The sequence below is a fragment of the Pseudoalteromonas sp. c7(2019) genome (genome assembly GCF_011378625.1).
Taxonomy (GTDB): Bacteria; Pseudomonadota; Gammaproteobacteria; order Enterobacterales; family Alteromonadaceae; genus Pseudoalteromonas; species Pseudoalteromonas arctica.
Window position 1 is genome coordinate 273990 of sequence record NZ_WTKS01000004.1, and the last position, 12596, is coordinate 286585.

The window sequence follows — 12596 nt, forward strand, 5'->3', positions numbered from 1 at the left end:
TGGCTCGAAAATCAATCGATAGACTATCGAGCCAATTTGTTAAGCGCAAGTTATAAATTTTCTTCTGCAAATGACGCTAAGCGACTACGTACAACACCGTTGAGGTTTATAGTTGCGCTGCCCTCAAAGTTTTTAAAGCGCTCTACTATGTACGTTAAGCCCGATGTTACTGGCGTTAAATAGTTACTATCTATTTGCGCCAAGTTACCCGTACAAATTAATTTAGTACCTTCGCCGCAGCGAGTAATAATCGTTTTAAGTTGAGATGCAGTTAAATTTTGGCTCTCATCTAAAATGACCACCGCATTTTGAATACTACGCCCACGCATAAAGTTAACCGATTTAAACTGAACATTAGCCTTCTCCATAATGTAGTTTCGGCTTGATATCGGATTTTCGTCGCCTTTGTGCAATACCTCCAGCGTATCGGTAATGGCTGCAAGCCATGGCGCCATTTTTTCCTCTTCGGTGCCGGGTAAAAAGCCAATGGACTCTGCTATTTCTGGCGTATTACGGGTAACTATTACTTTATCGTAAATACCTTTTTCGATGACCATTTCAAGGGCGCTGGCAAGCGCTAACAAGGTTTTACCACACCCCGCAGGGCCGGTTAAAATAACAAGTTCAATACTTGTATCGAGCAGCGCATCAAGCGCCATTCCCTGATAAATATTTTTGGGCTTAACGCCCCATGCTTGTTGATGCATTAAACGCTCAACACCAATATCTTTTAGCGTTATGTGCTCGTCATCGTACGATTTAACACGCGCCGCAAACTGATCCCCTCCATCAAGTAAATATTCATTACAAAATACATCAGGTATTAAGTTTTTAGGCACATGATGAAAGGTATCTCGTCCGTGTTGCTGCGTATTACATTCCCCTACATGGTCCCAAAAATCACCTTCAATTTTTTTATAACCACTAGTGAGTAAGCTTATATCGTCAATAAGTTGATCGGTACGGTAATCCTCAACATATTTAAGCCCTGCGCCTTTGGCCTTTAAACGCATGTTTATGTCTTTTGTTACTAATATAACTTTTGAATCACTGTGCTGCTTTTGTAAATACACGGCGCAATTAATAATACGATGGTCGTTTTCGTTACCAGGCAAACCAGAAATGGAGTCGGCAAATAAATGGTCGTTTACAATAATGAGGGTACCTGCAGAGCTCGCTTTTGCCTTTTTGTTACTCGGCAGCGCCACGCCTTGTAGCATTTGCTCGGGCGTTGCATTTTTAAGTACTTCATCTAATCCACGAATAGCGACGCGCGCATCGCGGCTTACGTCGTGTTTTCTGTCTTTTATGTGGTCAAGCTCTTCAAGCACTGTCATCGGAATTACAACGTCATGTTCTTGAAAAGACAAATAAGCGAGGGGTTCGTGAAGTAGTACGTTGGTATCTAGCACATACATTTTACTTTCAAGGTTCGAAGCTTTTTCCATAGCACTTTCCTTACGTTTTATGATTTTTATGCTATACCAAAATAACTAAGTAAAACGGGCAAAACTTAAACCTGCAATACTTAATTGCCAAGGCATAATGTAAGTTTAGTCTATTTGTCATAAAAGTCCGTTTTATTACAAACTGTAATTAGTTTTGATTTACCTAAAAAAGAGTCATAAACAAGTTGTTTTAATAGTAATAATTAACACTTACAAAATTAATTAAAAGTGAGCCAAATAGCGCCTTGCAGTGGTGTTAGCTTACAGGTAACATAGCCGCCTTTTTCATCATAGACGAGACATACATGAATTTTTCCTTAGGTCAGCGTTGGATCAGTGATACAGAGTCAGATTTAGGATTAGGCACCGTTGTTGCCATTGAAGGCCGTCAGGTCAGCATATTATTTCCTGCCAGTGGTGAGAGCCGTGTTTATTCTTCGGCAGAAGCACCTGTTACCCGTGTGGCATTTAATCCTGGCGATGTGATCAAAAGCGTTGAAGAATGGGAATTAGAAGTAGAGTCTATTGAAGTACAAGGCGAGTTACTGTGTTATCACGGCACCCGTGTTGATAACGGCGAAACTGCCAAGCTTAAAGAAACCTTTTTAGATCATTTTATTAAGTTTAATAAACCACAAGATCGTTTATTTGCGGGCCAAGTCGATCGTTTTGATCGCTATACACTTCGCTACCAAACGTGGTTACATAAATTTGAACGTGAACAATCGCCTATTAAAGGCTTAATTGGTCAGCGTGCTAATCTTATTCCGCACCAGCTTTATATTGCCCAAGAAGTGGGTAAACGTTTTGCACCACGCGTACTTTTATCAGATGAAGTAGGCCTTGGTAAAACAATTGAAGCGGGCATGATTTTACACCAACAAATTATTAGTGGTCGTGCAAGTCGCGTATTAATAGTTGTACCAGAAAACCTACAACACCAATGGTTAGTAGAAATGCTACGCCGCTTTAACTTACACTTTTCTATTTTTGATGAAGAACGTTGCGACGAAGCGTTTGCAGATTCACCAAACGTGTTTGATACAGAGCAATTGGTACTTACCAGTCTTGAGTTTTTAACCAAGAAAAAACGCTGGTTTGAACAAGCAACGCTTGCTGATTGGGATTTACTAGTTATAGATGAAGCCCATCACCTAAGTATAAATAACGGCAAGCCAAGCTCAGAGTATCAACGTATGGCAGAGCTTAGCCAAGATATTCCTGGCCTTATTTTACTTACCGCAACGCCTGACCAACTTGGTCACAGCAGCCACTTTGCACGTTTACAGTTACTCGACCCAGATCGTTTTTACGACTACGACGTGTTTAAAGAAGAAGAAGCAAATTATAAAGACGTTGCTGAAGCTGCAAATCAATTACTGCAAGAGCAAGGGCTAGACGACACAGCCAAAGCCACGCTAATTGAGCTATTAAAAGAAACCGATATTACTGATATTCTTGAAAAAGCACAGCAAGGTGATTTACCAGCACGTAAAGAAATACTTAACATGCTGCTCGATCGCCACGGCACAGGTCGTATATTATTCAGAAATAGCCGCAGCGGCATTGATGGCTACCCAAGTCGTAAATTACACGCCTACCCAATGGCATTGCCAAAACAATATAAAACCGCTATGTCGGTTCTCGGTAATATGGGCGGCATTAAAAACCCTGAACTAAGTGCACACCGTGCTCTTTTCCCTGAAAAAATATTTCAAGAGTTTGAAGGCGAAAGCGCAAGCTGGGGTTTATTTGACCCACGTGTAGATTGGTTAATCGAAACACTTAAAACGCTTAAGCGCGAAAAAGTACTACTTATATGTGCTAAAGCTGAAACAGCTATCAGTCTTGAGCAAATACTGCGTGAACGCGAAGCAATTAAAGCATCGGTATTCCACGAAGGTATGTCTATTATTGAACGTGACCGTGCTGCTGCATTTTTTGCAGACGAGTACGATAATGCACAAATATTATTGTGTTCAGAAATTGGCTCAGAAGGTCGTAACTTCCAGTTCTCGCATCACTTAGTGTTGTTTGATTTACCATTGAACCCAGATTTACTAGAGCAGCGTATTGGTCGATTAGACCGTATAGGTCAAACGCAAGATGTGAACATTCATGTGCCATATTTTGAAAACACCGCTCAAGAAGTATTGCTACGTTGGTACAACGAAGGTCTAGATGCATTCGAATCTACCTCGTCAACAGGCCAAATGCTTTATAAAGAGTTCCGTGATGATCTACTTGAATATATTTCTGCGCATAACTGCGATGAAGACGAGCTCGATCCATTACTTGAGCAAGTAGCACAGCAAAATGCAGTACTGCGTAAAAAAATGGAAAGCGGACGAGATCGTTTACTAGAGCTACATTCATCGGGTCAAGGTGCTGCAGATTCACTTGTAGCTGAAATCGAAAAACTCGATAATCAGTTTGAATTACCAAGTTACATGATCAACGTGTTCGACACATTTGGCGTAAGCCAAGAAGATAAAGGCGAAAATACCATTATCTTAAAGCCGACTGAACATATGTTAAACCCATCATTCCCATCGCTTAAAGAAGACGGTATGACCGTTACCTTTGATCGCGACACGGCGCTTTCGCAAGAAGACGTGCACTTTGTTAGTTGGGATCACCCAATGGTGCAAGGCACCATGGATATGATTTGTGACGACGACTTTGGTAGCGCATCGGTTGCATTGCTTAAAAACAAAAAGTTACCGCCTGGTACCTTTTTTGTTGAGCTTATTTTTGTTGCAGAAGCAATGGCACCAAAAGTATTACAAGTTGGTCGCTTTTTACCGCCTACACCAATTCGTATATTGCTAGATAAAGCAGGTAATAATTTAGGTGAGAATGTGGCATTTGAAGGCTTTAATCAGCAGTTATCAGCCGTTGGCCGCCAAACAGCAAGTAAACTTGCAGGTGCACTACAAAGCGCTGTTCACCCTATGATTACTACCGCTAAAGATATGGCACAAGAAAAGCTTGAAGTTATTCGCGCAGCGTCGCTTGTTAAAATGCAAACGTCACTCAGTGAAGAGCAAGAACGACTTGTTGCCCTTAAGCAAATTAACCCAAATATTCGCCAAGAAGAAATTACCTTCTACGATAAGCAACGCAACGACCTAACTACGTATATTGAAAAAACGCAGTTACAACTTGATGCAATTCGATTAATAGTAGTTTCACACTAGAGATTTTGGCTTTTAACCGCTAGCCTTTTAAGCTGACTCCAAAGTAAATTTGGAGTCAGCTATTAAAAGCTTAATTAACTAAATAGCTGTATCTTTTTAAACTTCATTTTTAAAACCACGTGTTCTTATTTAGATGTGAGCTAACACTACCTCTTTAGCTTTATACTAAGTCCTTTGTTGTGCTATCTATTTTTCTCAACATAGCCGTATCTAAAAACTCAAGCTGCGCTCTATACAGCTATTGTGTGAGATAGTTGATAGGTTTATTTTCCCTTGCATAAAGTTGTTTTTTTGTTAACCTACTCGCCTTCCATTTTAGTCTTTTTGAGGTGTTTATGGCGTTTCTATCTCGTTCGATATTGGCGTTGTCCATAGCGCTCTCAAGCAGCAGTGTCTTTGCTCAAGCCCAATGCGATGTTGAATTACGTCATGGTTTAATTATTACTGACGATGCGATTCGCATATTAGATAAAGGCCAGACTCGTGTACAAATTAATAACAATAACCAACTATTTATTCGCGGTTATTGGGTTGATTTAAGCGATGACGAAAGCAAAGTACTCGAACAGTTTAGTAATGGTATTCGCCACACAGTCCCCGAATTAGTAAACCTTGCTACCGATGGTGTTAACTTAGGTTTAAGCGCTATTGAACACGTAGTTGAAGGTATGTCAGATAAAGAGCCTGAAGTACTAAAAACACAACTAAAGTATGTAGAGCGCGCGCTAATGGATAAGTTTAAGCGCGGCGATGACTTCTTTTTTATAGCCCCTCAATCACTTTCGCAAATAGATGATTTTTTTACTAAAGAGATCAGCCAGCAAATTCACTCTGCAGTGCATGGATCGTTAGGTGCTATTTTGGTATCACTCGGAGATGCGTTTAAATCGCGCGAAGGTAATATAGAAGATCGTATTAACGACATGGGCCAACGCATGGATATTATCTCAAGAGAAATTGATAAGTCGCTACAAAAAAAGGCGCATCAATTAGAGCTTAAAGCTTCTGAGTATTGCGAATGTTTAAATGCACTCGATGTAACCGAGTCTCGCTTACAGGCAATAGTACCTGGTATGGCCGATTACGATTTAGTGCAAATAAAGTCTTAGTGTACGTATTCGTTTTTAGAATAAAATAACACCGAGTATAAATATACTCGGTGTTTTGCTTTATGATTGATTAAAAATAAGCGCTTCTACTTTTTATTCTAAATTGGTGAGCCCGGTGGGATTGGCAGCACTTTAAAGTTGTTTGGCCATTGCCCTTTAATTAAAAACTGATTTACTTGCTCAGCTAAATATTGTTTAAACGCACTCTCGCCAGTACTTGTATGGCTCAGCATTGAGTTTTGGTTAAAGTCTTCACTCAACTTAACTAGGTAGTAACGTAACTGCGCTTGCACTTCAGGACTTGCACTATCGCTTGCTACTAAATCAGCCATAGCTTTTGCTGTTAAAAATTGCACGCGCTGAGTGATTTTACCTATCATTGTATTAGGTGATGACACGTTAAACACTTGGCTATATAGCTCCTCAAGTAACTCATCTAAACTATAAAAGTCATTACTACGCGCTTGTTGCTGCGCTAAGCGATTTAAACGCTGTGCATTTAATAAAAGCGACAAGCTGTGCTGCACTGCAACCTCGGGTAATGCCATTGCATCGAGCGTTAACCCTGTGCGCCCAACTATGCTCTCGCGCGATTTAGACTCGCCATATGCTTTTGGCGGAATTAGCGATAACACAGATTCAGGAAGTAATAAGTTACTTGGCTTAAGCGTTTCAAAAATAGCGTTTACTGCTTCTTGCTGTGTTTTTTTATTAACGACTTGTGCGCCTTTTACGGGTGAGTCACCGCGTGTTTCGTATTCGTAATCAACACCGGCAATAAGCTTAACCGCAGCCTCAACCTGAAAACGGTGAAACAGATAAAGCGGAACTAGTTTTTCCTCTAATTGCGATAATGAATCACCCGTTTTAATATTATTAATACCAAACTGCGAAAGCGCTTTTTTACGCACGTTGAGTACTCGTAAAAGCTCCTGAGAAGGATTAGTCCCATTATCCCATAGATGAGCTGTTGGATGTGCGCCACCTTTAGCACGAGCATCACTATCTGATATAAACTCAAGGCCTTTGGCTTTGTTCTCTTTTAAAATAGCAGCGAGTTCTGCGCTTTCATCTTGGTTAGTAAAATCGCTATAGCCATATTTAATTACTTGGGTATCCCAAACGCCCATGCCTGTTGCATACCCGCGCGTTACATCAAGCTTACCTTGTTCATTAAAACTAAGTAGCGGATGTGGGTAATCCATTACAGAAGCTCTATCACCTACCGATGCCGCAAAGTTATGAGCAATACCTAACGTGTGGCCAATTTCATGCGCGCTTAATTGGCGAATGCGATCAAGCGCCATTGCTTGCAAGTTTTTAGCAACTTCATTGCCTTTTAAATAAGGAGCAGCGAGTGCTTCGGCTATTAAAATATCTTGGCGAACACGCAATGAGCCGAGTGTTACGTGCCCTTTAAGTATTTCACCTGTACGTGGGTCGATTACCGAACTACCGTATGACCAACCACGCGTTGCACGGTGTACCCATTGAATGACGTTGTAACGAATATCCATAGGGTCGGCGCTACTTGGCAGCACTTTTACTATAAATGCATTTTTATATCCTGCCGCAGTAAATGCGTCGTTCCACCACTTTCCACCTTCAAGCAAAGCGCTTTTAACGGGCTCTGGAACGCCAGGGTCAAGGTAATAAACAATTGGTTTAACAGGCTCACTAATAGGTAAACTTGAGTCCTTTTTAGTTAAACGATGGCGCGGTATATAACGCACGTACAGTGACTCACCAAGCGGCGCTGCGTAATCTTTATGTTCTATACTCCAAAAACCTGATTGCGGATTAAACTTACGGGGCGTGTAGTTATCATCTGGTAATTGAATAAGTGAATGATGCATATGAACAGTAAGCGCATAAGGGTCGGCACTTACTTGGCGAACAAATTCACCTGGTTTTGTGCCTTTAAATGTAAGTACAGCTTCAAGCTCGGTGTTTTTTACAAATGCTTTTGAGCGATTCATATAAACGGCACTACGTGATTCATCAAGGCTAAAGCTCCCTTGCTTACGTGCAGCAAGCTTGCGACTTACGCCATGTACATCACTTAATAAATAAGGCGTGTAATCAATAAGTGCTGTGGCTTTATCTTCTGCAACCACTTTAAAACCAGCAAGTATACTTGATGCAAACGCTTCTTTAATACTTTGCTGTTCAGCCTTGTTACTTGTATTAGCACGATAGTAAGTATTTACAGCCCGCAGCATTACTTTGTCGCCAAAACGCTCAAACTGCACAAGGTGAGTATTACCAAGCTGACCTCTATCAAGACCTATGTCGTTAGAGCCAATACCGTAAGGCAAGCTTTGCTGCAGTAAAAATTGCTGTTCAAACTTATCAACTTTTAAATATACTTTTCCGTTTTGGGTATCGTAAAAAAACGAATAATAGCCCGGAAAATGATTCATTTGCGTAGTAAATTCATCAATTGACTTAATTGCTGCGTGCGCTTGAGTTATGATAGAGCACAGCACAGTAAAGAATATGTAACTTAGTAGTGGTATTTTTTTCATAATCTTATCTTTGTTATTTGTGTTTTAAGTACGATTAGGTGGTCCCATTATAGGGTGCTATTTAAACAATACAGTTATTTAAGACGAATTTCAGCGCTCTAAGCTAATCTCTCTCACATTATGATTGGTTTTAACACGTTATCAGGAAAATAGAATGCGTAGACTCCCTCCAGTATTACTAGAAGATGGTTGTTCAAGAGAACTTTTATCATTAATTCGAACAATTTTAGCGGCATGTAAAGAAATTTCGTTTCGCGTTGGTCAAGGCGCGCTTTCTGGCGTATTGGGCTCAACCCTTGATGAAAACATTCAAGGTGAAACTCAAAAAAAGCTCGATGTATTATCTAATCAGCTGTTAAAAGATATTTTACTGGAATCAGGTACGGTTAAAGCAATCGCCTCTGAAGAAGAAGACTACACAGTAGCAGGTAACCCAGACGCTAAATTTATAGTGGCATTTGATCCACTCGATGGCTCGTCAAATACCGATATTAACTCGCTTGTCGGTACTATATTTTCCATTATGGAAGCGCCTGAAGGTTCTGACGCCGCTGACGAAAGCATTTTTATGCAGCCAGGTCATAAGCAAGTTGCAGCAGGTTACGTACTTTACGGCCCGTCAACAATGCTTGCGCTGACTACAGGTAAAGGCACGCGTATGTTTACCCTTGATAAAACACAAGGCAGCTTTTTACTTACACAAGATTTTGCTGATATTCCTGCTGATACAAACGAATTTGCCATTAATACGTCTAACCAACGCCATTGGCAACCAGCTATGCAAAACTATATCAATGATTTGCTAGCAGGTGATACAGGCCCGCGCGCTAAAAACTTTAATATGCGCTGGATTGCAGCAATGGTGGGCGATGTGCATCGTGTACTTAGCCGTGGTGGTTTATTTACTTACCCTACCGACACTAAAGATCCTAAAAAGCCAAATAAATTACGCCTACTTTACGAAGCAAACCCAATGGCTATGTTAGTAGAGCAAGCTGGCGGTATCGCATCAACCGGTACCGAACGTATTATGGATATTCAGCCTGATGCAATCCACCAGCGTGTAGCCGTTATTTTAGGTTCTAAAAACGAAGTAGAAACGTGCTTGGGATATCATAAATAATCGCTTAAAACGATTGTCTTCAATTTAAAAAACCGCATTCAATTGAAGTGCGGTTTTTTTGTAGGTGAGGTATTACACCTCGCTTTCTAAACACCAAAGCCACGTTACATGAGCGCGAAGTAAATTCGCACCTACAGGGTTGCATATATTGTAGGTGAGGTTTTATACCTCGCTTTTTAAACAAATCAAATTTTTACTAACGCAACTATTTGAGCAAGCTTTTGATGATTAAGCTCTCCCATTTGCTCGCTATTACTGAGCGCATAAATAAAACCTTCATGCTCTGCACAATCAATGTCATCTCGCGATTCAATTACGTTTGCCCAAAGCTCTAAATCATCTAAGTTTATTTCGTTACTTAAACAGCGTTTAAGGACATCGATTAAAACCTCGGTTGAGAGAGTATAATGAGTTTTATTGCTATCAGCAGGGCTTGAAACGATAACCGATATAGCTTCGTCCCTTTGCTCACCAAATGTAATAAATTCAGCTAATGCTTTTTGTGTATTCATAATATTTGTTATTCTTGGCTCACTGTTACTAAAAAGAATTATAATGACTCAACTTAACTGCACTCAATGCCACAGTACTCTAACGTGTAATGTAGACGATATATCAGCGTGTTGGTGCAATGAGCTGCCAGCTATTTTACCGCTTGATATCACAGCAACAAGTTGTTTATGCCGCAAGTGCACGCTTAATAAAATAAATACTTTTTTAGAGGGTGTTTATACACAACCTATTAAAACCCAAATAGACTTTGCAAAGCAATTTAGAGGTAACGACAATTTAATTGAAGGGCTCGACTACAGCATGCAAAGTGGTTACATGATTTTTAGTAAGTGGTTTTTTTTAAAGCGTGGTTCGTGCTGCAAAAATGGTTGTAAAAACTGCCCTTATGGTTTTAGAAAGTAAAAACCATTTAATACAAATACGAGCAAACATTGGTTTTTACCTTCTCATTTTCTTCTCTTTCACTTCTCCATGTGAGTAATATTTTTAAGTACTGTTATTCACAAAGAGGTTTAGAGGCGCTGCGCTTTTAGAGTAAGTGATTGTATAAAAATAGTATTCAAATACGAGTAAGCACTGGTTTTTACCTTCTCATTTTCTTCTCTTTCACTTCTCCTTGTGAGTAATATTTTTAAATACTGTTATTCACAAAGAGGTTTAGAGACGCTGCGCTTTTAACGTGAGCAAGCTTTACATATCCAACACGTCTACTTTTCTCCCGTGGCGATGGGCAATGAATCACTTGCGCCCCACTCACTCCACGAACCATCATAAACGCTTAAATTACTGTAACCACACTCGGTAGCAAATAACGCTAAAACACAGGCTGTAATACCTGAGCCACAGCTAAATTGTAGCTGCTGCGCATCATCAACCACGTCATTAAATATCGCTTTAATTTCAGTAAGTGGTTTTGCTTCACCTTTATTGAGTAAATTCATAAAAGGTAACGAGCGACTATTTGGGATATGCCCGCTACGCATACCTTTTCGGGGTTCACTTTCTTCGCCTGTAAAACGCTTATAAGCACGTGCATCTAGCAACACAATGTTAGGCTCATCGATTACGTCAACCACTTGTTGGCTATTAATAAAATACGCAGAGTTATAGTTTGCCGTAAAATCACCTTTACCTGACGCTTTGCTATAACCTTGTTGTGTGGCGTAATCGCTCTCTAACCACTTTTTAAAGCCACCACTGAGTATTTTTACGTTGTGATGCCCCATAGCTTTAAACATCCACCACGCTCTTGCTGCGCTAAATAAACCGCCATCTTCGTATACAACTATAAACGAGTCGTTATTTACACCTGCATTTTGCATCATGTGGGTAAACTGCTGCTCGCTGCATACCATACTTGGTAAGGGATTTGATCTATCGGCCAATTCGTTTTTTATGTCAAAACGTTTAGCGTTAGGCAGCATTGCTTGCGGCGAATAAGTACCCAAAACACCTGGGCGCAGCATACCTGCATCAAATATCACTAATGCAGGATTATTAAGTTGCTCGTGTAATTGCTGACAGCTAATTAGGTTTTTCACTACGATTCCTTATCACCATGATACTTAGCAAACTCGTCATTACCCGTAAAACGCGCTTCAATCGCTTTAATGTGTTTATCTTCAGTGTGTTTCCAAACGCCAGGAATACAATATACATGTTCAATAAAGCTAAAAAACTTATCCTTTAATAATGTATTTGGTTGCCAGCCCTGCACTACTTCGTTCATATTCTCTGCTAGCTGCTCTGCAGTGCTTGCATGCTTTACCAAACCCTCAATGTTGTAACAGGCTTGTCCAAGAGTTAAAACTCGTTTATTGAGCAGCAATGCTTCTAAGCCGACCGTTGAATTAATCGTTAATACGGCTTCAGCGCACTTAATCAAATCACTTGTTTGATTTCCATTAGCAAAAATTGCAATCGGATCTTTTTCATAAAGATGAGCGTAATGTTTATGCCACGACGGATGCTCTTTAAAAACCACTTTTAAACTTGGATCGTTTAAGCTTTTGACCGCTTTAATCACCTCGTCGTAAAACATGTCCATAGAGTTTATCCACGGAGAAAAGCTAGCTAATTGAGTATCGTGAGGTACTTGAAAAGGCGCAAATATATAGCGTTCTGGCACATCGGCGCATTCAAATTCACAGCGCTTTTTATGATCAGCTCTTGGAATTAAATCCGGCGCACAAAAGTTTAGCTTATTTTGTGGGTCAAAATTTAGGTAAAAAGAAGGGTCACGGCTTAACGACGCATTATAGTTAATACCATTAGGGTCTAAACTGCTTGTACCGGGTAGTAAACCATTTTCATAATAAAACTGCTTAACACCTAATGCTTTTGCAGCCATAGCAACGGTCGTATTTGGAAGTTTATTGCCGTTCCAAATAACAATGCAGTCAGGATTAGTCTCGGTTAATAAGGCTAAATACTTAGCGTATCGTAATCGTTCAAATAAAACTAACCCAGCACTGTAAACAGCAGTAATAATAGGACTATTCCAGATAGCATTACGTGCTCTTTTGCGTTTTAGCTGAGAGTTAACTACATCAGTAAAATTAACTTGAAACGCATCTTTTAAATACTTAACAGCAGAAAGCTTAGGGGCTCCCATGATATGTAATTGGCAATCCATCGACAATTTTTTGATTATTTTTCTATAGTATTTTGCGTGT

At 40.1% G+C, this 12596-nt stretch carries 9 protein-coding genes; 4 read left to right on the forward strand and 5 right to left on the reverse strand.

The window, feature by feature from the left end:
• Positions 1-50: 50 nt before the first annotated feature.
• Positions 51-1448 (reverse strand): PhoH family protein, encoded by a 1398-nt coding sequence (locus GQR38_RS06700; RefSeq protein WP_101216016.1) that lies wholly within the window; start codon positions 1446-1448, stop codon positions 51-53.
• Between the two features lie 305 nt (positions 1449-1753).
• Between GQR38_RS06700 and rapA the strand changes: the two genes are divergently transcribed.
• Together rapA and GQR38_RS06710 are read left to right on the forward strand one after the other, a co-directional pair.
• A complete protein-coding gene (rapA, locus tag GQR38_RS06705) occupies positions 1754-4648 on the forward strand; it encodes an RNA polymerase-associated protein RapA (RefSeq protein ID WP_165722139.1) in 2895 nt (964 codons plus the stop codon).
• 335 nt (positions 4649-4983) lie between these two features.
• A complete protein-coding gene (locus GQR38_RS06710) occupies positions 4984-5757 on the forward strand; it encodes a YggN family protein (protein WP_007581974.1) in 774 nt (257 codons plus the stop codon).
• Between the two features lie 98 nt (positions 5758-5855).
• Here the strand turns inward: GQR38_RS06710 and GQR38_RS06715 are convergent, their stop codons facing one another.
• Entirely contained in the window at positions 5856-8285 is a 2430-nt protein-coding gene (locus tag GQR38_RS06715; protein ID WP_165722140.1) for a zinc-dependent metalloprotease, read from the reverse strand.
• 154 nt (positions 8286-8439) lie between these two features.
• Here GQR38_RS06715 and GQR38_RS06720 point away from each other — a divergent pair, with 154 nt between their 5' ends.
• Positions 8440-9408 carry a class 1 fructose-bisphosphatase gene (locus GQR38_RS06720; protein WP_010553311.1) on the forward strand — a complete coding sequence of 323 codons (969 nt, stop codon included), beginning with the start codon at positions 8440-8442 and terminating at the stop codon, positions 9406-9408.
• Positions 9409-9593: 185 nt separating this feature from the next.
• Here the strand turns inward: GQR38_RS06720 and GQR38_RS06725 are convergent, their stop codons facing one another.
• The gene (locus GQR38_RS06725; RefSeq protein ID WP_165722141.1) at positions 9594-9920 is read right to left on the reverse strand and encodes a hypothetical protein; all 327 of its coding nucleotides are present in this window, start codon (positions 9918-9920) and stop codon (positions 9594-9596) included.
• Positions 9921-9963: 43 nt separating this feature from the next.
• Here GQR38_RS06725 and GQR38_RS06730 point away from each other — a divergent pair, with 43 nt between their 5' ends.
• On the forward strand, positions 9964-10323 hold the full coding sequence (locus GQR38_RS06730) for a DUF5522 domain-containing protein (RefSeq protein WP_010553312.1): 360 nt from the start codon (positions 9964-9966) through the stop codon (positions 10321-10323).
• A 305-nt stretch (positions 10324-10628) separates the two neighbouring features.
• Here GQR38_RS06730 and GQR38_RS06735 read toward each other — a convergent pair whose 3' ends face one another.
• Positions 10629-11462 carry a sulfurtransferase gene (locus GQR38_RS06735; RefSeq protein WP_165722142.1) on the reverse strand — a complete coding sequence of 278 codons (834 nt, stop codon included), beginning with the start codon at positions 11460-11462 and terminating at the stop codon, positions 10629-10631.
• The gene (locus tag GQR38_RS06740; protein WP_007581963.1) at positions 11462-12556 is read right to left on the reverse strand and encodes a capsular polysaccharide biosynthesis protein; all 1095 of its coding nucleotides are present in this window, start codon (positions 12554-12556) and stop codon (positions 11462-11464) included. Before GQR38_RS06740 ends, GQR38_RS06735 begins: the two co-directional genes overlap by 1 nt.
• Between the last annotated feature and the right edge of the window lie 40 nt (positions 12557-12596).